Raw genomic sequence first — 22,422 nt, 5'->3', positions numbered from 1 at the left:
TCCACCCGTGCAGTGACGATCGCCGCCACCGCCCGATAGATTTCGAATGCCGAGACCGTGCGATGTCGCAGAACACGAAATTTGTTCTGTCACAGATATTTTCGAGACAGCGCGGAAGACTGGACGGAAGTACCGAATGTTTGCGACGATGCAAGACACGGACCTGGTCCGACATCCGGACCGCGACCGCACGCTCGCCCTATGGGCGGCCGGGAGCGGGATCTGAGCAGCGGCATGCCACCCACACCCAGCGCCCCCACCGCCTCCGGCGAACTCGTCCCGGCCACCGAGCACATCGTGCGCCACCTGCTCGGCATCATTCCCCGGCGGCACGTCGAGCGCGGGAATCTGCTGCGGGAGGAGATCCGCGCCACCGTCGCGCACTGCCTCGATCTCGTCGCGTCCGTCGACCCCGGGCAACCCGCCCGCACGGTCCGCATCTTCGAGGCCGCCACCCGGTGGGCCGGCGTCGGGGTTCGCCTGGACACCGTGCAACATCTGGTGCATGAGGGCTTCCGCCTCTATCTCGACGAGCACCTGCAGCGCACACAGGCTCCGCCGCCCGACGACATACGCAGACTCTTCGACGCTCTGCACGCCGTCACCGCGACAGTATCGCTGGCCTACCTGTCCGCCGCACCCGCCGTCGATCAGGCGGCTGGGCACGGCGTCGCGGTCGCTCTGCTCAGAGGCCACCACCACGCCAAGGTCTACCGGGAGTACGGCATTCCGCTCGCCGACCGCTACACCGTGCTCGCCGTGGCGGTCGAACGGCCCGGTGCGGAACATCCTCCCGGCCGCCGCCCCGGAGACGGGCACAGCATCCGGCAGCGCATGCAGATCTGCCTCGCCGTGCACTGCGGCAGGCACGTGCCCGCGGTGCTCAGCGCGATCGGCGGGACCATCCTGGTACCGGCGTCGCTGGTCGCCGAGGAGGAGCTCGGCGGCTTGGTCGCCGCGCTGGCCGCGGCGGTGCCCGCTCCACTCACGGTGACCGCCCTGGCCGCCGATCCCGACCGTATCCCCGGCGCGGCCGACCAGGCGCACGAACTGCTCGACATGGTCCGGCGCTTGCAGAGCCCGCCGGGCCTGTACCGGTTCGCGGATCTGGCTCTCGAATACCAGCTCACTCGGCCGGGGCCTGGCCGCGACCGGCTGGCCGCCCTGCTCGACCCGCTCGACGGCCATCCCGAACTGTTCGACACCTTGCGCGAGCACATCCGCAACGACTTCAACCGCCGCCGCACCTCCCGGGCGATGTACTTGCATCCGAACACCGTCGACCATCGACTCAAGCGCATCGGCCGCCTCACCGGCCTGGACACCGCCGCTCCCCACGCGCTCTACCGGTTGCGGGCCGCGCTCATCGCGCGGACCTACACGCGGCCGGAGCCCGAAGCGCCGCCGGATGAGCGACGATCTCCGCACCGCGCGTGAGGTCCGGCCCACCGGCTAGGGTCGTCGACATGGAACTACGCATCTTCACCGAGCCGCAGCAGGGTGCGAGCTACGACACCCTGCTCACCGTTGCCAAGGCCACCGAGGACTTGGGATTCGACGCGTTCTTCCGCTCCGACCACTACCTGAGCATGGGCGGCGCCGACGGGCTGCCCGGCCCCACCGACGCCTGGATCACCCTGGCCGGACTTGCCAGGGAGACCAAGCGGATCCGCCTGGGCACCCTGGTCACCGCCGCCACCTTCCGGCTGCCGGGCCCGCTGGCGATCCAGGTCGCGCAGGTGGACCAGATGTCCGGCGGCCGAGTCGAATTCGGCCTGGGCAGCGGATGGTTCGCCGAGGAGCACGCCGCGTACGGCATCCCGTTCCCCGCCGACAAATTCGCCCGGCTGGAGGAACAGCTGGCCGTCATCACCGGGCTGTGGGCCACCAAACCCGGCGACACCTTCAGCTACGACGGCGAGCACTACCAGCTCACCGACTCCCCCGCGCTGCCCAAACCGGTGCAGGACCCGATCCCCGTGCTGATCGGCGGGCAAGGCGCGAACCGCACCCCACGGCTGGCCGCGCAGTACGCGAGCGAATTCAACATGCCGTTCTCCTCGCTCGAAGACAGCGCGCGGCAGTTCGACCGGGTGCGCGCCGCCGCGGAGGCATACGGTCGCGCCGCCGACGACCTGGTCTACTCCAACGCGCTGGTGGTCTGTGTCGGCGCGAACGACGCCGAGGTGGCGCGCCGCGCCGCGGCGATCGGACGCGAAGTGGACGAGCTGAAGGCCAACGGCCTGGCCGGTTCGCCCGCCGAGGTGGTGGACAAGATCGGCCGGTACGCCGAGATCGGCACCAGCCGCGTCTACTTGCAAGTGCTGGATCTGAGCGATCTCGCGCATCTCGAGCTGATCTCCGCGCAGGTGCAGTCGCAACTGTGAGCTCGTGTGGGTCGCCTGTCCGGGCGACCCACGCCGGGGTTCAGCCCAGCGGGCGGTTGGTCGGCACGATGACGAAGCTCGGCGCCGACGGATCCAGCTCCAGGTGCTGCGGCTTCAGTTGGGTGTTGTTGAGCATGGGCCGGAAGGCCAGCGCCTTCGGCGAGTTGCCCGCGAAGACATCGATCCGCAGCCGGTGGCCGGGTCGCAGCACCGCCTGGGTGGGAATGACCGCGATGTCCAGCGCCACCGGCTCCCCGGGCACGACCGGCCGCACACTGTCCAGGGTGAGCGGATTGAACGGTTCGGTCAGGTCGCCGGCCGGGGTACGGCTGCTCTTCTGCTCGTCGACGGCGCGCAGCGACGCGGTCAGCTGCCCGGTGGTCAGCACCTTCGAGGAGCCGTCGGGCGCGACGTCGTTCACCGTGACGCTCCAGTAGCCGTCGGTGGCGTCGTGCACCGTGTTCAGGTGCACGTTCACCGGCCCCGAGATGACCGTGGACTCGGTCATCGGTGCACTGGTGAAGGTGAGGGCGTTGCGCTCGGCGATGCGCGAGTCCTTCGCGCACACGTCCACCACCGCGGCCATCCCGGCCGACCCCTGCGCGGTGTCGCGGGAACACGCCGCGGCGAGGCCGGGGGCCACGGTCAAGGTCTGCCGCTCGTCGGGGACGCTCATCGTCAGCGACCCGTCGTACACGGCCTTTCCGGCGGTGCCGCTCGGTTCCGCCGACAGATACACGCGGCGATGGTTGAGGTCCTGCTGCGGGAACTGCCCGAGCGTGATCCAGCCGCCGCCCTGCTCCCACACCGTGATCGGGCCGAAATCGCCCAAACCGTGATCGACGTCCTTCAACCACTTGTCGAACCACACGCGCTGCAACACGTCCAGCCGCGGCGGCGCGCCCGGAATCCCTGTTCCCGCACCGGGATTCGCGTGGTAGGTGTCGCCGACGATCAACTGCTTGCGGCCCGCGGGCAGCGGGATAGCGTTGTACAGCTTGGTCGCGCTGTTGGCGAAGATGTCGTGCCAGCCGCCGTAGACGAAGGTGGGGACGGTGATGCGTTCCGGATGACCTTCGATGCCGCGCCGGAAATAGCTGTCCTCGTCCAACGCGTCGGCCAGCGCGGGCGGCACGTGGTCGAGCGAGGGCGTGAGCAGCGCCTGAGCCAGCAGATCGACATTGCTGGCCGGATCGGACATCCGTTCCTGCAGCCACGACCAGTCGAAGGTGCCCCGCAACATCGACTGCACGTCCGGAATCAGCTTCAGCTGGTTGACCGTGCTGAGCCACAGTGGAAGGAACGTCGTCCCCACGCCGCCGCCCGGCGCGACGACGTCACGCATGAGATCGCTGCCCGGTTCCACCGGGAAGATCGCCTGCAACGGCGCCGGGGCGTTCTCGGCCGCGCGCAACTGGTTGATACCCGAATACGAGCCGCCGCTCATGCCGATCCGGCCGTTCGACCACGGCTGCGCGGCCGCCCACTCGATCACCTCGCGGGTGTCGAGTTGTTCCCGCTCGCCGAGGGTGTCCCAGGCGCCCTGGGAGAACCCGGTGCCGCGGACGTCGGCGATGACTTGCGTGTAGCCGGCACGGATCAGGTTGCGATCAAGCCCGAGCACGGTCTGCACGGTGCCGCCGTCGACCGCGTGCAGCAGATCACCGAAACCACTGACCGGTGTGCGGGTCAGATTCACGCGGTTGACCAGGCGTACCGTCAAGGGCTGCAAGCCGGGCACCGCGAGCGCCGTATCGATGAGATTGGTCATGAGCTTGGTGTAGGGCGTGAGGTTCACGACGGTCGGCAGCGGCTGCCGCTCCACCTCGCCGCCCTGCTTCACCGGCCGGTAGACGTTGGCCTTCAGGACGACACCATCGCTCATCCGGATCGGGACGTCCCAGTCGATGTGCACGTCGGCATACGGCTGGGGACCGTCGTGCAACGCGGTCCACCGCACGCTGTGCGCGTCCACCGAGGGCTCGGCGGCCGCAGGCGCCGACACGAATCCCATCGCCGCCAGCATCGCGACCAAGGTGGTCATCCGGATCGCCCTGATCGTCGTTCGTCTCACGCCACGCGCCGCTGCCATCTCGCTCCCTCGACCGGTGTGCGGACCGACCATCGATCGCCCGATTGAGCGCCAACGTAGCAATCTCGCGGCGAACGGCGTGGGAGGTGCGGTCGGGCCGGTTTGTCGCGGGCGAACAGACGGTGAACACCGCGCGCCCGCCGACGATCCGGCTTATCGTGGGGCTCATGACGCCGCTGCAGCGCTACATCGCCGAGGAGATCGCGGCAGATCACGCCGACGGCCTGCTCACCCGGCGGGAGGCGTTGCGCAGGCTGGGGCTGCTCGGGCTCGGCGCCACCGCCGCCGCTGCGTTGCTGGCCGCTTGCACGGGCACGGGCACGGGCACGGGCACCGAAAGCTCGGATTCCGCGCCGTCGCCCGCCACGCCCTCGACGCCACCGGGTTCCGCGGCCGCCCTTCCGACCACCGCCGTCACCTTCGACGGTCCCGGCGGGGCGCCGCTGCAAGCGGCGTGGGCCGCGGCGCCGCAGCCACGGGGCGGGGTGCTGGTCGTGCACGAGAACAAGGGCCTCACCGATCACATCCGTTCGGTCGCGGGACGTTTCGCGGGCGCGGGTTACTCCGCTCTCGCGGTCGACCTGCTGTCCGCGCACGGCGGCACCAGCGCGTTCACCGATCCGGCCGCGGCGACCGCCGAGCTGAGCCGCATTCCACCGGACCAACTCGTCGCCGATCTGCGCGCAGGGCTCGACGAACTGCAGCGCCGAGTGCCGGGAAAGAAGCTCGGCGCCACCGGTTTCTGCTTCGGCGGCGGCCTCACCTGGCTGCTACTGGCCTCCGGCCCGTCGCCGCCGGCCGCCGCGACGCCCTTCTACGGGCCGTTCCCGGACAACGGCGATCTGTCCGCGTCGAAGGCCGCGGTGCTCGGCGTCTACGCGGCGGCCGACGCCCGGGTGAACGCCTCGCGGCCCGCCGCGGAGGCGGCGCTGGCGCGCTCGGGCAATCCGCATCAGATCTTCACCGCTCCCGATGCGGACCACGCTTTCTTCAATGACACCGGTCAGCGGTACAACGCGACAGCGGCCACCGAGGCGTGGCGTCGCGTATTAGACTGGTACGGAACGTATCTCGGCTGATGACGACCGAATCGCGCCAGCGCAACGGAATCCGGAGGTTTCTCCGCGGCTCCGGCCGGCGGTCCCGATCGGTCGTTCGACGCGCGCGCAGGCGAGGTCAGGCCGCGGGACGGATTCGGTCGCACGGTCATCACTCGTCCGCAGCGCTCGCGGCGTTCCTGCTCGCGGCGGTGATGACCGCCTGCGGAGCCGAGAACTCGACCGGGCCGAGTAGCGCACCTCCGGTGGCGGGCACGGTCGCACCGAGCAATCCCGCCGGCCGGCCCGACCTCGACGCCGCCGAGGATGTCGCCGAGGACCTCGACGTGCCGTGGGGGCTGGCCTTCCTGCCCGACGGCACGGCGCTGGTCGCCGAGCGCGACTCCGGACGGATTCTGCGAGTCGGTGCGGGCGGTGCGCCGGAACAGGTGTATCAGGTGCCGGGCGTCGCCGCGCGGGGCGAAGGCGGACTGCTCGGGCTCGCCGTCGCGCCGGATTACGCCGAAAGCCGTTATATCTATGCCTATTTCACTTCCGAGACGGACAATCGCATCGTCCGATTCCGGCTCGACGGTCCACCGGAGGTGCTGGTCGCCGGAATCGCCGAGGCAGGCATCCACAACGGCGGACGCATCGCCTTCGGGCCGGACGGCATGCTGTACGCCGGAACCGGCGACGCCGGGGAATCCGGGCGATCGCAGGATCCGGCGAGCCTCAACGGAAAGATCCTCCGGTTGACCCCGGAAGGCCGGGCGGCTGCGGGCAATCCGTCTCCCGGCTCACCGGTCTACAGTCTCGGCCACCGCAACGTCCAGGGGCTGGCGTGGGATCGGGCCGGTCGCCTGTTCGCGGCGGAGTTCGGGCAGAACCGGTTCGACGAGATCAATCTGATCGAATCCGGCCGCAACTACGGCTGGCCCGACGTCGAGGGCGCGGGCGGCGCCGGCCGCGGGTTCACCGATCCGCTGCTGACCTGGACCACCGCGGAAGCCTCACCGTCGGGCATCGCCATCGCCGGGGACACCCTGTATGTGGCCGCGCTGCGGGGCGAGCGGCTGTGGACCGTGCCGCTCGTGGACGGCCGCGTGGGCGCGCCCCGCGCCGAATTGCGGGACCGGTACGGACGCTTGCGCACCGTGGAGGTCGCGCCGGATGGGGCATTATGGCTCACCACCTCCAACACCGACGGTCGCGGCGACCCCCGCGGCGGCGACGACCGCGTCCTCCGTTTCCCGGCTCGCTGAGCCCGGCCCGGCCGAACTCCTGCGGCAGCGTCGGCATCGCCGCCTCTCGCACTGTGACGAGCACGACGAACCATATACGTTGTGCACAATCGAATTGCTCACTAGATTATTGCTCATGACCGATCGCCTCACCCTCGACGAGCAGCTCTGCTTCCCGCTCTACGCGGCGTCCCGGGCGATGACCGCGGTCTACCGCCCGAAGCTGGAACGGCTCGGGCTCACCTACCCGCAGTATTTGGTCATGCTGGCGCTGTGGGAACGCGACGAACGCAGCGTCGGCGACGTCTGCCAGGCGCTCGATCTGGACTCCGGCACTCTTTCCCCGCTGCTCAAGCGGCTGGAGGCGGCGGGCCTGCTCGAGCGGCGGCGGTCGGCGGCCGACGAACGCCGCGTCGACATCCGGCTCACCGACCGCGGCCGCGCCCTGCGCGCCGAGGCGGGCGACATCCCGGCCCAGATGGCCGAGGCCAGCGGCCTGTCCATCGACGAAGTCACCGCGTTGCGCGGCATCCTGCACCGACTGACCGACGCACTGAAGTCACAGCTGAACGAAGGAGAGTAGACATGCAGATCCTCTACACCGCCGAGGCCCTGGCCAGCGGAGACGGACGCAACGGCCACGCGCGCACCACCGACGGCAAGATCGACGTCGACCTGTCGGCGCCCAAGGAGATGGGCGGCAACGGCGAGGGCACCAATCCCGAGCAACTGTTCGCGGCCGGCTACGCGGCGTGCTTCCATTCGGCGCTGCGTCTGGTCGGCAAGCAGGCCAAGGCGAACATCGACGACTCCGCGGTCGGCGCGAAGGTCGGCATCGGGCCGAACGGTGCGGGCGGCTTCGGCCTTGCGGTTACCCTGGAGGTGTCGCTCCCCCATCTCTCCAGGGAGGACGCGCAGGCGCTCGCCGACAAAGCACACCAGGTGTGCCCGTATTCCAACGCGACCCGCGGCAACATCGACGTCCAGGTCCTTGTCGCCGACGACTGATCGAGAAGGAGCGGATATGCGTGCCGTAGTCTTCGAACGATTCGGTGAACCGAAGGACGTGCTGGCCACCGCCGACCGCCCGATCCCGGAACCGGGACCCGGTGAGGTGCGGCTCGCGCTGATCCTGTCGCCGATCCACAACCACGATCTGGCCATCGTGCGCGGCGTGTACGGCTACCGGCCCGAGTTGCCCGCCATTCCGGGCAGCGAAGCGGTCGCGCGGGTCGACGCGGTGGGTCCCGGAGTCACCCATATGTCGGTCGGACGGCGCGTGACGGTATCCGGTGCGATCAACGTGTGGGCCGAGTACTTCGTGGTCCCGGCCCGCCAGGTCGTCCCACTGCCCGACACGGTCTCCGACGAGACCGCGGCCCAGTTGCTGGCCATGCCGTTGAGCGCGCTGATGCTCATCGACGACCTCGGGCTGCGGCCCGGCGAGTGGCTGGCGATCAATGCCGCCAACGGCGCGGTCGGCAGACTGGTGAACGTCTTCGCGCGGCAGCGCGGGCTGCACGTGCTGAATCTGGTTCGCGGCCCCGGCTCCGTCGCTGCGCTGCGCGAACTCGGCTACGAACCGGTGCTCGACACCGAGAGCGAGGGCTGGCGCGAGCAGGTCGAAGCCGCCACCTCGGGTGCGCCCATCGTCCGGGCGGTCGATCAGGTCGGCGGGCGCGCCGCGGCCGCCGAATTGGCGTTGCTCGCGCCGGGCGGGCAGCTGATCTCCTTCGGCGCGCTCTCGGGTGAGCCGCTGTCGCTCGACGCGGGCAGTCTCATCTTCGGCCAAGTCGTGGTGAAGGGATTCTGGGGCGCCAAGCGGATCGAGGAGATCGGCGCCGACCAGCGCGGACGGCTCATCGGCGAACTGATCGATCTCGCGGCCCGCGGCGAGCTGCGGCTCGACATCGAAGCCGCCTACCCGCTGGAGGCCGCGGCCGACGCCGCTGTCGCCACCGAGACGCCGGGTCGCGCCGCCAAGATCGCGCTGCGGGCTCAGCCCGCCTGACCGGCGGCGAGCACGGCCATCGCGGCGTTGTGCCCGGGAATGCCGCTGACGCCGCCGCCCCGGATGGCGCCCGCACCGCACAGGAACACGTTGCGGTGGCCGGTCGCCACGCCCCACCGGGCGGCGGGGTCGGCCGGGTCGGCGTCCTCCGGGAGGTAGGGGAAGGCCAGATCCCGGTGGAAGATGTGTCCACCGGGCAGGCCGACCTCGCGCTCGAGTTCGATCGGTGTCTTCGCCTCCAGGCAGGGCGCGCCGTCCTCGTCTTTCGCCAAGCAGTCGGCGATCGGCTCGGCCAGTACGGAATCGAGTTGCGCCAGCGTGGCGTGCACGAACTCGGCTTTGACCGAAGCATGGTCGGCGGCGAAAAGCTTCGCGCGAGCGTGCAGTCCGAACAGGGTGAGGGTATGCGCACCCCGAGCGGCCAGCTCCGGTGACAGGATGGTCGGATCGGTCAAAGTGTGGCAATAGATTTCGGCCGGCGGCGCGGACGGTATCCGGCCGATCGCGGCCTCGCCGTAGGCTCGGTCGAGCTGGGCGTACGACTCGCCGATGTGGAAAGTCCCGGCGAATGCTTCCCGAGGATCGACTCGCGCGTCGCGCAATCGTGGGAGGCGGCGCAGCAGCATATTGATCTTCACCTGTGCGCCCTCGGGCTTCTGCGGCGGAGCCTCGCCGAGCAACCCGGCTAGGGTATACGGTGCCACGTTCGCCAGAACATGCCGCGCTCCGACCTTGCCGTCTACGTGACCGACTTCCGCTGTCTCGCCATCGGTTCCGACGCTCGTGACCTCACACCCGGTGACGATCTCCGCTCCTGCCGCACGCGCGGCCTCGGCCAGTGCGCCGGTGAGCGCGCCCATGCCGCCGATCGGCACGTCCCAGTCGCCGGTCCCGCCGCCGATCACGTGATACAGGAAGCAGCGATTCTGCCGCAGCGACGGATCGTGCGCGTGGGTGAACGTGCCGATCAGCGCATCGGTGAGCACCACGCCGCGCACCGTGTCGTCGGCGAAGGTCGACTCGATCGTCTCACCGAGCGGCCGCTCGAACAGCGCCTCCCAGGTGGCCGCATCGTCCACGATGTGCCGCAACGCCTCTTCCGACGGAAGCGGCAGGGTCAGCGTCGGGAAGACCCGCCGGGCCAGCTGCCCCGTCGACGCGTAGAACCGCCGCCATGCCCGGTATTCCCTGTCCGAGCCGGTCAACCGCGCGAAACTCGCCTCTGTCTGCGCGGGCGCCGACGAGACCAGCAAACCGTCCTCCCCGACCGGTGTGTAGGACGAGACCGCCCGCCGCCGCGTCTCGAACCGTAAGCCCAGATCCGTCACGATCGACCGCGGCAACAGGCTCACCAGATACGAGTACCGCGACAGCCGGGCGTCGACGCCCGCGAACACCCGCTCGGACACCGCCGCGCCACCGACCTGCGGCTGCCGCTCGAGCACCAGCACCGACCGCCCGGCCCGCGCCAGATACGCGGCGGCCACCAAACCGTTGTGCCCGCCGCCGACGATCACGACATCGTAGGAGGAGCGCGCCGGCGTCATCCGTTCTCGATACCACGAATCGGCACCGGATGGACAGCGACACCGCCGACAAGGGCGAGGAATCAACTCCGAACCGATCACAGCCGTAGCGACGGCGATCGGATGACGCGACCTCCACCCTGGCCGCCGATGGCCACTTCCGGCATCCGGCCGGCGCGGCACGGGGAACCGGTCGGCGGAACATCGACTGGGGGCCTGGCCTCGCGGATCAGAATTTCGGGCTGCCATGTCGGCAAGGCGTGATAGCTTATGCCGCAAGGGGAGTCTTGATTCTGGGGGGGTACTCAGTTGGTTACCGACCATGCTCGGCCGGGGCAAGTCGATGTGCGCGCGCCGGCGGCGGATGCGGTGAATCGCCGGTCTGGAAGGAACGCCGACGAACCGGTGTTGCGGCTTCGGAGGAACGCCTTCTACACGACTGCCGATGACCGGCTCGCGGTTCTGTCGCACCGCGGATTCGTCACCAGAACCGTTCCCGATGCCGAGGGGTGGATGGCCCTTCTCGCCCCACTGCTGGACGGGCACAACACCCTGCGTGATGTCACTCAGCCGTTCCCGCAGCAGCATCGACGTTTCGCGGAGAAGCTGATATCCATGTTGGTCGACCTCGGCGTGGTCCAGCAGAGCTCCGAGGACCCGCACACGGGTGACGACCCGGAAGTCGATCTCCTCGGCTACTCCGTAGCGGACCCTGCGGCCGCGCTCGCTGTGTTGCGGGCCGCGCCGACAGTCGTCATCGGCGTCGGCCCGCAGGCCGAGGCAGCCGCCGCGGCTCTTCGGGACTCGGATATCGAGACGACGTGCGTCGACCCCGCCGCGCTGGACATGGTCGATTTCTCGGCGTGCAACGCGGTCGCGTGCCTGGCGATCACCGACGCCGATCGCATCGCCTCGGTCGAGCAGTGGTGCCTGCGCAAAGACGCGCCCCTGGTGCTGGCGGCGCTCGGGCAGTCGTCCGTGTGGATCGCGCCGCCGGGCGTCACCTTCACCGAAGTGCGTCCGCGCTTGGATGCCATCGACTCGGCAGCTCCGTCGGCTGATTACGCGGCCGCTGCCCTTGCCGCGGTTGCTGCCTATCTAGCCCGAACTCTGATCCGGTGCACGACCACGATCGATGACGGCAGTACCGGTCGGCGGCTGGCGCGCATCGACACCGAAACATTGGAAACGACCACACATCGTCACCTTCCACTCCGGCGAACGTCGCGACCACCTGACCCGGAGTCATTTCTGCGGCGTCTGGCAACCGTGCGGTCGACGGCTGCGTTGCAGGACGAGGACTTCGCTCGCCGCGCTGTCGAAATCACGGATGACCGCGTGGGCGTCATCAGCACGGTCAGCGAGGGACCGCACGCGCAGCTGCCGCTCCGCGTCGCCGAATCGGTGGTTGCCGATCCGGCCGGCGAAATCAGCACCGGGATCCGGGCCTTCGGGGTCGGCAAAGACACCGTCTCGGCGCGGCTGTCCGCGGCGCGTGCCGCGTTGCGAACATACGCGGCGCTCGCGGCTCCACGCGACGGATCCGTGTTCGGCTACAGCCTCGATCATCACGCGCCAGTCGCGATGAGCGCGGCCACTGCTTTCGGGATAGCAGGAGCGGAAGCCGAGTATGGGCCGCCGGTCGGCACCGCCTACAGTGACAGCCTCGATGACGCGGTCCTGGCGGGGCTGCTCGATCATTGTCGTTCGATCACCCTCTCGACGGTGCGAGGTCGAGCCGGGTACCGGTTCCCGGAGATCGATGCTGCGGTATTCGTCGGCGCGCTCGGCAGTTACTGTCTGTCGGCGCTGGAGGCGATGCGTGTGTCGGTGCAGTTGTTCGCCCTCACCGAGGTTCTCGGCGCGCCGGTCGTTGCCGTCCTCGTCGACGGGATCACCCTGGCCTATGGGTGCGGGGTCGACCTCGCGCATGCGGTCGAGGACGGGATCGTCACCGCGACCAGGTGCCGACAGTCGCTCTATCATGACGAACCGGACTACCGTCCTGCCCCCGTGCCCGAACTCCCCGCCGACGTGCGCGGAACTCGTGGCGATCCCCCGACGGCAGCCGTGCGGCAGGAGGAACTGATTCGGTCCTTGCATGCCCGGGGCTATACATCGTCGTTCGTGTTGCTCGATGATGATCCGTGGGTCAGCGCGGTCATGCCTCACGTGGTTCGCGTCATCGTCAGGAAATGTTCGTGAACAGGGCAGATCGAGCCGAGGAACCTGCCCCTCGCGACGAACCGGCTTACTGGGCAGCGATATTGCTGCAGCACGCCTTGTGCGCCCCGGCCTGGTTGGTCCGATCATCCGAGCCGGACCCCGCCGAGTACGTCGATACGTTCGCCTGGTCGCCTCGTGACCGGGACACGCCGGGGTGGCGCGCACCGTTGACGGCATTGACGATGGCGATCGTGCGAGTTCGACCTGACCGTGGGGCCCAAGGACCCGCGGAGGCATCCATCGTGCTGAACATCCCGACTGCGGACGACCTCCGCACCGCCGATTCGGCCGCTCGGTTCGGCGATGTGACCACGTTTCCGGCGAACCTGGTCTTGGAAGGTCTGGATGTCGCCGCGGCCTTCCGAGGTCGCCTGCATGCGGTCCGCTCGGTGATCGACGAGGTCGACCGCCAACTCGACGAGGTTCCAGCCGCGGGCGCTCGGTACCGGCGATTGCGGGATGCGGATACGGCGACGGGTCCGATCCTGCGAGCGTTGCCCGAGCCCCCGGTGTCGTTCGAGTTCCAGCACAAGCAGATGCCACACGAGCGCGCACGGAATGCGGCGAGCAGGGGCGGTTGCGCGAAAGAACCCGCCCCCGTCATCGACCTGAGTGTGACGATGAACAGCCGAGTACCGGAGATGACCGCGCACTGGACGATTGACCGGAATGTTCTCTCCGAGAGAGACATCGGCGCGCTCAGGTCGGCGTGGCGGCTGGCGCTGTCGCGGATCGTCTTCGAGAGCTCGAGCACGCACGAACCGGCAATCGGAGGATGACCGACAGCGATGATCAAGGCATGTGAACTCGAACAGATCTTCCATCCTCGACTGCGTCGCCGGCGTACCGCTGAGCGGGTGCACGCGGTGAAAGGGGTCACCTTCGATGTGGCGGAAGGGGAGATCGTGTCCTGTCTCGGCCCGAACGGTGCCGGGAAGACGACGACGTTGCGGATGCTGACCACGCTGCTGCCGCCGACGTCGGGGCAAGCGCTGGTCGCCGGATTCGATATCGCGACCGATTCCCGGCAGGTCCGCCGCAATATCGGGTACGTGTCCCAAGCCGGATCGACAAACGCCGCGGCGACGGCGCTCGACGAGGTCACCGATCACGGGATGCTGTACGGGCTTTCGAAGAAGGAAGCACGCCACCGTGCCGGGGCCTTGTTCGAGCAACTGGACCTGATCGGGCTGGAGAAGCGACAGTGCAAGAGCATGTCCGGCGGACAGCGCCGTCGGCTCGACCTCGCCATCGGGATGGTGCACGATCCCCGGTTGCTGATTCTCGATGAACCGTCGGTCGGGCTCGACCCGCAATCGCGTGCCAACCTCTGGGACCACATCCGCCGGCTGCGCACTGACCGCCGAGCCACCGTGCTGTTGACAACCCACTACTTGGACGAGGCGGACGCACTCAGTGATCGCGTGATCGTCATCGACGACGGTCGGATCATCGCCGACGACACACCGGAAGCGCTGAAGGCCCGCTATGGAGAAGAAACCCTGGACATGGAGGTAACCGACGTGACGATGGTGGCGGGCACCGTCGCGGCGATACGCACGCTCGCCGAGTCCGGCGACGACATCCGGATCGACGGATGTCGGGTGCGGGCCGGCGTCGGTCACGGCAAAACGAATATGCAGCAGTTGATGCGGCAATTGGAGCACGCCGGAGTCGAGTTGCGGTCGGCCTCGATCCACTCGCCGACCTTGGATAACGTCTTCCTCGAGCTCACCGGCCGCTCGCTGCGGGAGGACCGTAGCGGAAGTGGTGCGGTATGAAGTTCGCGCGTGAATGTTTCATCGTCTACCGGCGGCAGATGCGGATCATGTTGCGCTATCCAGGGTGGTTGTTGGTCACCATGAGCAATCCCGCGTTGTACCTCGTTGCGTACGGGCCGTTGCTGTCACCATTGGCCGATCGGATCGGGACAACCGACACGAACGCGTTCTTCGTGCCCGGGATGCTCGTCATGCAAGCGCTCTTCGGCGCTACCTTCGCAGGCTTCCTCGTGATAACGGAATTGCATGACGGTGTCATCGAGGCGGAACGGGTGACGCCTGCCAGCCGTACGGCTCTGCTGGTCGGACGGATACTGCGGGTGGTGACGCTGGTGGCTGCCCAAGCGTTGGCGTTGATCGCGATCGGCTATGTGATGGGTATGCGACCGGCCTTCGGGGGTGTCCTGGCGGGGCTCACCCTGGTGTTGTTGCTGGCTGGAGCGCTCACCGCGGCCTCATGCGCTCTCGGGCTCACGATGAAGGATGCCAACGCGATGTCCCCGATCACCCAGGGCCTCAATATGGTTCTCCTGCTTCTGTCCGGCATCTTCCTGCCGATGACAATCGCTCCGACCTGGCTCCAGGTGATCGCCGGCTTCGTGCCCACCAGGCACATCGTCGATGCCGTCCGTACCTGTTTCGACGGGTCGTTCGACCTCGCAGTGATCGCCCGAGGGGGCACGTTCGCCGTGGTGATCATGGCCGCCGCGCTGTGGTGGGGAACGCGCACGTTCCGTAAAGCGGCTGACTGACAACGTCAATCGTCACTCTTCGAAACGTATGGGGCCGTAGCGCGGGGCACCAACCCCAACAGCGGCAACTCCGTCGGATCGTTACCGCCGAACACGGTGGTCTCGACGTCGAGCCAGCCGGTGGAGAAGTGCGGCGGCACCCCGATCGGGCCGGTTTTGCCGTTCGGAAGCCGCGGCAACTTGTCCATGCTCACGGCTTCTGGGTCGTCAACAATATAGATCGCACCCCACACACCGGTGCTCTCGTAAGACACCCACGTCTTCAAGCGAACGCCCGGGAAGCCAGTGAAGTCACTTCGCGCTTTGTCCGCCACCCACTTTCGGAGTTCATCGAAAGTGACAGGGTGGTCGAGTTTGTGCAGCTTCCAGCCGAGAAACATGAAATACATCGCGGTCTTCCTGTCATGCGAACGGGTGCGGGTCCTGATTCAGTTCGGCCGTCGTGAGGGGACGTGCGATGTACCCGAGGTGATGCGGGACCGAAAGAAGCCGCGGGATGCCCTCGACTCGTCGATTGGCGTGGCCGAACGCCATCGGGACGGCACCGGGGACGATGGCTCGCACACAGGACAGGTCGGCGGCGGCGTGCTCTGGCCCGGTGAGGTCGACGATGACTGGTTCCATCCCGCTGTCCCCGAGCATCGACACGATGGTGGAGAGCGCTTCGCTGATGTCGGTGATGGCGTCGAGCCGCGCGGGCGTTTCCGGCACACGGCGTACGGTGGCGCGCGGTGCGGTCAGGAAACGCATCCGGTCGAACGCTTCCGGCGCGAAGTACATGTTGGCGTGATCGATCAGCAGACGCACCGACGACGGGTCCGCAGCCAGATCCGTGCACCGCCGTCGGTACTCGGGCAACTCGTTCGATTCAGAGTTGTGTGCGAGCATCGCGCTGACCTCGGTGAGTGCGGCTAGTACGGCCGCACCGGGCACAGGATGTGCCGCGGCTGCGACCGCGGCCTTGGGCCAATCTGTCTCGACATTGACGCCGAGCGCGCAGACGCTCGGTACGCCGTGCTCCATGGTGGTGTCGAATACCCGGGCGTCGAAGCCACGCTCCCGCAAGCCGGTGACGATCAGGCGTGCGTCGGTGGAGAACGTATCGAGATCCAGTTCGGGCACGGGTAAGGAGCCGTACCAGGTGATGAGGAACGCGTCGCGTTCGATCACTTCGAGCAAGGCGTGCAGCGCGGCCTCCTCCTTGCTGGCTCCCAGCGCGGTGCCATTGGACGTTTCGTGGACGAACCGGGTGTGCGTCGCCGGTGGTAAGCCGAAGTAGACGAGAGTCTCGGGGACCAGGATCGGCCGGCGCCGAATCATCGAGAGTCCCCAGACCCACGTACAAGAGGTGTCCGGTGTGAAGGGCTGCAGTTTGTCATCGGTGTCGTACGCGGCCTGCGTGGGAAGGCCGGTGCTGCGGGGGTCGAGAGCTACTGGCGCCAGCTCGGCGTAGCTGCCGCGGACGACGGTGCGCCTGCCGCGCGGACACAGGTTGGCGTGCCGCTCGAGGGCCTCGAGAATGGCGACTACTTCGGTGTCCGGGAAGCGCCTACCGCGACCAGCAGCTGACTCCAAGGCTCCGTTGGGTCGGCGGAACTGGGCGCTGGTACGGGGCAGCACGTCGGTGTACGTGCGGCGTAGCACAGCTATCAGACCGGTCTCGCTGTCGACGTAGGCGGAATTCAATCGCTCCCTGTCGGTCATGATGTTGCGCGTCCGGAAAGCGCTGGGTCCGACGAAGGGCTCCGATCGCGGGGTGATCTGTGTGGACTCTGGGGTGTCGGCAGGAAGGGGATTGCATGCGCAACCGGGCACGGGCAGGAACGGGTGGCGGGAGACCGTGAGGTCGGCCAGATCGATGATGAGCAAGGCACGGAAGGTTCTCGGCTGACGCCCGGTTGCGTAGCGTTGGTACTCGTCGGCTACGAGGACCGCCACGAGCTTGCCTGCTTGTCGCGTCAGCCATCGCGACGGCTGGTCGTCCAGCGCGGCTCGGTGTTCCCGGATCAGACGCGCATAGATATCGCGCTCGATCCTGGCTTCGGTCCGGCGCACGTCCGCGCAACGCGGACACCCCGGTTCGCCGGGCAGCTGCAGTGGGCCGATGACCACCCGGCCGAGTTCGGTGTGAACCCCCAGCTGTGGTCGGTCGCCGGCAGCCTCGAGGTGTGTGCTCGCCCATTTGTCGCTGACCGTGGACAAGACCGGAGGCGAGGTGACGTTTACCAGATCAGCGAGCTCTGCGCGGACCGCGTCGGCGAGCACCCCGTTGCCGCGGACCTCGGCTAGGAGCGGCGGATTTTCCGTGGTGGCGGGGATCTTCATGTCGGATTCTCCCGAGATCGTTGTGCGGCGCCGACGACCATGGAGCCGAGACCGCACAACTGCCATGGAGCCCGGCGCGTGGCTTCGGCGAGCGCGGCGATGTCGACCGGACCCCACGCCAAGGCCCCGAGCCCGAGCGCTGTCGCTACGAGATACAGGTTCTGTGTCAGAACGCCGGCATTGCGGAGCATCAAGGAGTAGCCGATCTGCGCGTATTTGCGTAGTACGGAATCCTCCGCGGCGATGATGAGCAGCGCCTGCGGCGTGGCACCACCGAGCGTTGGGCCGATCGGCCGGAGAAACTGCGCGAGCGCAGTGTGCTCGCCGGTTGTGATCGGACACAATGTGTGATCGGCCGGGCGGTAGTGATAGATGCCTCGTTCGATACCGGTGACCGCGTGCGCCACGAGGTAGATCTCGATCTCGTAAGCCGCGCCGCCGGATGGATAGGGGCGGCCGGGCGTAGCAGTCCGCGTGCGGTCGCGGGCCCCTGCGGCTCGGAACAGTAGTTCGCCGAGCTGGGTCACCGTAACCGGGTGCGCGTCATCGAATCGGCGGCACGATCGACGATCCTCTAGTGCTTCGGTCAGCGTTATGTCGAGCTCGCGCAAGGACAGTAGATCTGGCGCGTGCAGTTCGATCGAACTGTCCGTGGCGGGCATCGGCCGGACCGGCTGCTCGCGTGCCGACGTGGTCGCTGCGAATGCTTCGGCATGCCAACCACGCCCGGTCAAGGAACTGCGGTGATGGAACCACAGTTCGTGAGCGCTCCACGGGGGCTCGTCCGAGGACGGATCCGCCTGTGGGAGCCGCGGACGGAGATGCTTCGACCAGGCGAGATCGGTGCGGACGTGATCGGCGACCGGAGCCGGGAACGCTGCCGGCGACGGAAAGAGCAGCCATGCGGCGATCCGTGCATCGTGTAGTCGGATATCGCACCAGGACGTCGGGTTCTCCGAGACCAGATGCTCGTGGTGGCGTCGCACGATGGTGTATTTCGACAGCTCGAGTTCTTCGGCCCGGGGCTGGAATGCGGAGGGCCGATCGAACGGCACCATGGTGTACAGCGGTGCGCCCTCCCAGTCGACGGTGACGGCGAGAAGCCCTCGTGCCCACAAAGACCGCAGGACTGCTCGGACTTCCGCACCGTGTACGCGGGTGAGTTCGTCCACTGTGTGCGCGCCATCGGCGAGGGTGCGCAGTACCCCGGTTCGTGCGCGAGCCCCAGGTGGAAGTGGGTGGATTCGTGGCCACGCGATCAGCGCCACTATGTCTTCGCTCTTGGTGCCGGCGGACAGCGCGGGCGGCAGGGAATAGCGCTCACGGAGCTCAGCGGCGAATGGGCGGTCGGTGGCTGTCCATCCCGGAGCAGATGCCGTCACGAGCGAGCTCCCACCAACTCGCCGAGCAACCGCCGGATCAGATGTCGCAGATAGTGTTCCTCGTGGGGTGCCACGCCGATGCGGTTGCAGAACAGGTGCGCGCAGATATCGAGGATCGGCAACCCAGCGCACGACGTGGTCGCGGATATCGGAAGTTCCTGTGGCGCATCGGCTTCTATCACGGCCACGTCGGCGACGAGTTCGGTGACGGTGTCCCACCAGCGAGAAAGGGTGGAGCCGGGGGCAGCGATGACGTCGCGAACCACTTCGATGAGCCTGCCCCGCTGTCCGGTGTACCGCTCGTGCAGCAGTGCGTCATAGCCGGCGGCGATGGGACGGAAGGAATCCCACGGGTGGTTCACCGACCATGTGTGCAGGGTGGAGAGGTCGCGGGTGGCGGCGAGCCACGACTGCAGAATCGCGACCAGGGCGACCGCGTTGAGCTGCCTATCGGAAGGAGCGGCGGTCACGATTGCTGTCGCCATTCGGCTGGCTCGGCCGAAGTGCTGCTCGACCGCGGCGATGGCGCGTCCGGTGCCGTACCTGTCGTGTTCTCGTGCGTATGCGATGAACTGCACCGACTGGTTGGGAAACAATGTGTCCGAGAAGCTCTGCGCGCCTTCGCGGGCCGCGAGCCGGTGTGCGTACGAGCGGTAGTCACGCTGGGACAACTGAGTGCGCGACGGGTTGACTTCGAAGAAGGTAGTCGCAGCGGAGAGGACGCTGCGGCGTATCCTTCCGGCTGCGACGCCGTGGGCAGGCAACAGCCGCAAGCGCACGTGCGGACCGCCATCCCAGTAGCGGAGATAGAACCAATCGCTGATCGAGCCGTCGTTGGAAAGTTGTTGCGTGAGCGGACCGACGAGATCGGTGACCACCGTGTTCAACGAGCCCTGGTAGAAGATGTGCGCACTGACCCACGGTGACGCCGCGGTTCGATCTGCCGAGGACAGTCGGCTTGTCATGGCAGCGGCCCAACGGTGGGAAGTTCGATGACGTACTCCATGACGTGCCGCAGCGGAGAGTTCGCCGGAAGCAAGGGATCGGGAAGGGCTTCCTCGAGGACGATCCGCGGCGTATCGGGAAAATTCCGGAAGGCGTCAAGGGTGGCGACGATGTTGCGGACGTCGATGTACAACGGTTTGCGGCGCTTGTCGAATACCTGCTCGGTCGTGAGATACGCCCGTGCGAAGAACCGCTCGGGGAGCGCGAGTTCGTGCAGCCAACCGGACAGACGGAGCAGGAACTGCCCGTCGGTTTCGGTGCGGTGGGGGCACGGCACGATGCCGGTATCGATGATCCATGCCTGCCGGCAAAAGACCACTGATCCGATGCTGATTCGAGGATATCGGCGCACGCCGGGAGCGACCTCCCGACCGAAGGGCGCGAACGGCGTGACGACGGATGCCCGAAAGGAGTGGAAGGCGCCGAACCACAAACACAATGTCCGCGCTGCGGACGGCAGCAACCGCGTATCCATCATGCCGTTGTGGACCGGAAGCACCTGAGTACGCAGCGCAGTGGAGTGCAGGGTCAACCGACGGGCGTCCAACCGAATGTGCAGATCGGACAGCGGGATGCACTGCTCGGCACTGCGGCGCGGCGGGACGCCGGGGTAGGCGATCGCGTACGGAGCCGCTGGAGTGCACTGATTGAATGCTGCTCCAAATGTTCCCTCGATCTCGGCGAAGACGACGCCGTCCGGATTCTCGGGGCCGGCCAGCGGCCGCGGATGGTGCCCGGCGCGTTCACGAAGGTGGTGGATACGGGAGCGGTTCCGCCCCCACCCGGGATGCGATGCGTTCAGCACGAATCGGCACCTGTCGCCCGCGTGGTCCGGTTGGACGTAGTACGCCACCGACGCCGATCCGGCCATCTCTTCAGGCCATTGGGCCGCTGAGGCGTACACCGTTTCCGGCGAGAGTTCGATGCCGCCGGGAGTCTGCCCCGCGCGCAGCGCGGCGAGCATCTGCTGACGCACTGAATGCATATGACGCAGCCTCGGATGCTGCCAGGGTGTATCGGGGCGGAGCAGCAGGTCGACCTGGCTGCGTGTCGACGGCGCTGTGAACATCAGCCGGAGGTCCGCCTCGGCGGCGCTATCGATGTCACCTCGCTGCAGGACCTGTTGCAGATGCAGGTGCGCTTCGACGAAGGGGATACTGCGATCCTCATCGAAGGCATCGGACAACAGCTCATGTATGCAGACCCGTGTGACAGTCAGAGGGTCGAGGGCGGTGACAACGCGGTTCACCGCTTGAAGATCTTGCAGCGGTTCGTCCCATTCCGCCGACGATGCCGGTACGCCCGTTGCGAGCACCGCTGTTTCGTGCACCGGAGACGAGGTGAGCATGGGCTCGATCGGCGGAAGGTGCAGCCGGTTGCGGATGCCTTCGACATACTGGGTGGTTCGGTGCGACCAGCGCCGGTGGCCGGACACGTCACCCGAGGCCGGCGGACTGGCGAGCAGCCGTGCCAGCGCTTGCAACTCAGCGGTCACAGCCCAAGTAGGATGATGTACCGACAACCACGACGACAGAGCCGTGACCGGGTCCACCGTGGTATCGGCTGCCGGACCGTCCAGTATCAGCACATCGGCATGGATGAGCTTGCCGAATAGAGTGGCTGCGTCGGAGCGGTCGATGCCGAGACGGTTCGACATATCCCGCACTGCCGCGTCGAGCGGACGTGCAGTGCGTGTCGCCCCGAGTTCGGAGACCACGGCGTCCACCAGCGGAGTCACCCGAACGGAGGCGACCGCCTCCCGCAGTGTGACTAGGAGGATGCGCTCGCCGACCCGGGTCGCTGTGGGGTTGACCCGCACAGTCAGGCGCGGCCTCACCCGCGGGTGATCAGCCACTCTTGCGGCGATCGAGCCGATCAGCCGGGCTTCCAGGTCTACGACGAAGTCCGGCGTGAGATTCTGGAGCGGAGATGCTGTGGCGTCGGCGGTCCAATCGACCTCCGCCGCGATGGTGAAAGCACTGTAGAGTGTCGTTTTCGTCGCCGCGCGGACGACGAATTTGCAAATGCGTTCCACCTTGCGGCGTTTGGGCGCGATGCCTCGGGTGAGCCAGAGTTCGACCTCGGCGGCAAGGGGCTCGCTGCTGGCCGCGATACCGCGGCGAACACAGTCGTAGCCGGCCAGTCGAGCAAGCACCGTGCTCAGCCGCTCCCGCTCGGCCGCGACGGTGTTTTCCAGGTTCGAGAGGGCCTCGTGCAGGTCATCGAGCGTTTGCTGCCAGAGCTCCACCTCGGCCGCGAGTCGCGCCGGAATGGCAGTCCGCAGTTCCGGATTCCATTCGTCCCCGCTGAGTGGGCGCTGATTGTGGATCGACCGTCTCAGGCCGATGAGCCGCCGACGACGAATGTCGCTCGGGGGCAGCTCGCCGACGACTTCGTACAGCTGGTCGCTGAGCACCACACCTCGGTCGGTGAGTGCCTTCCGCAAGCTGTGAATCTGCGCGAGTGCAACGTAGGTGGTGTTCGAGCGGAGGCCGGTGAGCGCCTCGGCGGGCAATGCCGCGATCCTGGCGATCGCCGAAGGGCGAAGCGCCGCGGTCCCGCCTCCAGTGGACCTCGAAGGCTGTTCGCGCAGCTGGAAAGACATGATCGCCCAGTCCTCATCGCTCAGATGGAATTCGTACTCGGTGCCGTGA

General features: G+C 67.6%; 18 protein-coding genes. 11 read left to right on the top strand and 7 right to left on the bottom strand.

Annotation, left to right across the window (positions count from 1 at the left end; genetic code table 11):
- The first annotated feature begins 201 nt into the window (after positions 1-201).
- On the top strand, positions 202-1,437 hold the full coding sequence (locus tag GVY64_RS07990) for a PucR family transcriptional regulator (RefSeq protein WP_159839938.1): 1,236 nt from the start codon (positions 202-204) through the stop codon (positions 1,435-1,437).
- Positions 1,438-1,466: 29 nt separating this feature from the next.
- Positions 1,467-2,387: an LLM class F420-dependent oxidoreductase gene (locus GVY64_RS07985; protein ID WP_159839937.1), complete on the top strand. Its 921-nt coding sequence runs from the start codon at positions 1,467-1,469 to the stop codon at positions 2,385-2,387.
- Positions 2,388-2,427: 40 nt separating this feature from the next.
- Here the strand turns inward: GVY64_RS07985 and GVY64_RS07980 are convergent, their stop codons facing one another.
- On the bottom strand, positions 2,428-4,431 hold the full coding sequence (locus tag GVY64_RS07980; protein WP_159839936.1) for a CocE/NonD family hydrolase: 2,004 nt from the start codon (positions 4,429-4,431) through the stop codon (positions 2,428-2,430).
- 215 nt (positions 4,432-4,646) lie between these two features.
- Between GVY64_RS07980 and GVY64_RS07975 the strand changes: the two genes are divergently transcribed.
- The 5 genes from GVY64_RS07975 to GVY64_RS07955 all read left to right on the top strand — a co-directional run bounded on the left by GVY64_RS07975 (position 4,647) and on the right by GVY64_RS07955 (position 8,771).
- Positions 4,647-5,558, top strand: a complete 912-nt coding sequence (locus tag GVY64_RS07975) for a dienelactone hydrolase family protein (RefSeq protein WP_159839935.1) — start codon at positions 4,647-4,649, stop codon at positions 5,556-5,558.
- A 224-nt stretch (positions 5,559-5,782) separates the two neighbouring features.
- Positions 5,783-6,781 carry a PQQ-dependent sugar dehydrogenase gene (locus GVY64_RS07970; protein ID WP_236566687.1) on the top strand — a complete coding sequence of 333 codons (999 nt, stop codon included), beginning with the start codon at positions 5,783-5,785 and terminating at the stop codon, positions 6,779-6,781.
- Positions 6,782-6,896: 115 nt separating this feature from the next.
- A complete protein-coding gene (locus tag GVY64_RS07965) occupies positions 6,897-7,343 on the top strand; it encodes a MarR family winged helix-turn-helix transcriptional regulator (RefSeq protein ID WP_159839933.1) in 447 nt (148 codons plus the stop codon).
- Positions 7,344-7,345: 2 nt separating this feature from the next.
- A complete protein-coding gene (locus GVY64_RS07960; protein WP_159839932.1) occupies positions 7,346-7,768 on the top strand; it encodes an organic hydroperoxide resistance protein in 423 nt (140 codons plus the stop codon).
- 16 nt (positions 7,769-7,784) lie between these two features.
- A complete protein-coding gene (locus GVY64_RS07955; RefSeq protein WP_159839931.1) occupies positions 7,785-8,771 on the top strand; it encodes a zinc-binding dehydrogenase in 987 nt (328 codons plus the stop codon).
- Here the strand turns inward: GVY64_RS07955 and GVY64_RS07950 are convergent.
- The gene (locus GVY64_RS07950) at positions 8,759-10,318 is read right to left on the bottom strand and encodes a phytoene desaturase family protein (protein WP_159839930.1); all 1,560 of its coding nucleotides are present in this window, start codon (positions 10,316-10,318) and stop codon (positions 8,759-8,761) included. The genes GVY64_RS07955 and GVY64_RS07950 overlap by 13 nt on opposite strands.
- Before the next feature lie 492 nt (positions 10,319-10,810).
- Between GVY64_RS07950 and GVY64_RS07945 the strand changes: the two genes are divergently transcribed.
- From GVY64_RS07945 to GVY64_RS07930, 4 genes are read left to right on the top strand one after another with little or no spacing between them, the layout of a single operon-like run.
- On the top strand, positions 10,811-12,502 hold the full coding sequence (locus tag GVY64_RS07945; RefSeq protein WP_159839929.1) for a hypothetical protein: 1,692 nt from the start codon (positions 10,811-10,813) through the stop codon (positions 12,500-12,502).
- Positions 12,499-13,302, top strand: coding sequence for a hypothetical protein (locus GVY64_RS07940; protein ID WP_159839928.1), 804 nt, complete (start codon positions 12,499-12,501; stop codon positions 13,300-13,302). The genes GVY64_RS07945 and GVY64_RS07940 overlap by 4 nt, the downstream gene beginning before the upstream one ends.
- A 9-nt stretch (positions 13,303-13,311) precedes the next feature.
- Positions 13,312-14,304: an ATP-binding cassette domain-containing protein gene (locus tag GVY64_RS07935; protein ID WP_159839927.1), complete on the top strand. Its 993-nt coding sequence runs from the start codon at positions 13,312-13,314 to the stop codon at positions 14,302-14,304.
- Complete coding sequence (locus GVY64_RS07930) at positions 14,301-15,056, top strand: ABC transporter permease (RefSeq protein ID WP_159839926.1); 756 nt, start codon at positions 14,301-14,303, stop codon at positions 15,054-15,056. The genes GVY64_RS07935 and GVY64_RS07930 overlap by 4 nt, the downstream gene beginning before the upstream one ends.
- 5 nt (positions 15,057-15,061) lie before the next feature.
- Here the strand turns inward: GVY64_RS07930 and GVY64_RS07925 are convergent, their stop codons facing one another.
- The 5 genes from GVY64_RS07925 to GVY64_RS07905 are packed head-to-tail and all read right to left on the bottom strand — an operon-like array spanning position 15,062 to position 22,373.
- Positions 15,062-15,445: a hypothetical protein gene (locus GVY64_RS07925; protein WP_159839925.1), complete on the bottom strand. Its 384-nt coding sequence runs from the start codon at positions 15,443-15,445 to the stop codon at positions 15,062-15,064.
- A 13-nt stretch (positions 15,446-15,458) separates the two neighbouring features.
- Positions 15,459-17,381, bottom strand: a complete 1,923-nt coding sequence (locus GVY64_RS07920; RefSeq protein ID WP_159839924.1) for a TOMM precursor leader peptide-binding protein — start codon at positions 17,379-17,381, stop codon at positions 15,459-15,461.
- Positions 17,378-18,763, bottom strand: a complete 1,386-nt coding sequence (locus GVY64_RS07915; RefSeq protein ID WP_159839923.1) for a SagB family peptide dehydrogenase — start codon at positions 18,761-18,763, stop codon at positions 17,378-17,380. Before GVY64_RS07915 ends, GVY64_RS07920 begins: the two co-directional genes overlap by 4 nt.
- A complete protein-coding gene (locus GVY64_RS07910) occupies positions 18,760-19,728 on the bottom strand; it encodes a lantibiotic dehydratase C-terminal domain-containing protein (protein WP_159839922.1) in 969 nt (322 codons plus the stop codon). The genes GVY64_RS07915 and GVY64_RS07910 overlap by 4 nt, the downstream gene beginning before the upstream one ends.
- Positions 19,725-22,373 carry a lantibiotic dehydratase gene (locus GVY64_RS07905; RefSeq protein ID WP_159839921.1) on the bottom strand — a complete coding sequence of 883 codons (2,649 nt, stop codon included), beginning with the start codon at positions 22,371-22,373 and terminating at the stop codon, positions 19,725-19,727. Before GVY64_RS07905 ends, GVY64_RS07910 begins: the two co-directional genes overlap by 4 nt.
- Positions 22,374-22,422: the final 49 nt, after the last annotated feature.

The sequence above is a fragment of the Nocardia sp. CY41 genome, assembly GCF_009829325.1.
In the GTDB taxonomy this organism is placed as follows: domain Bacteria; phylum Actinomycetota; class Actinomycetes; order Mycobacteriales; family Mycobacteriaceae; genus Nocardia.
This window is presented reverse-complemented; position numbering and strand designations above follow the sequence as displayed.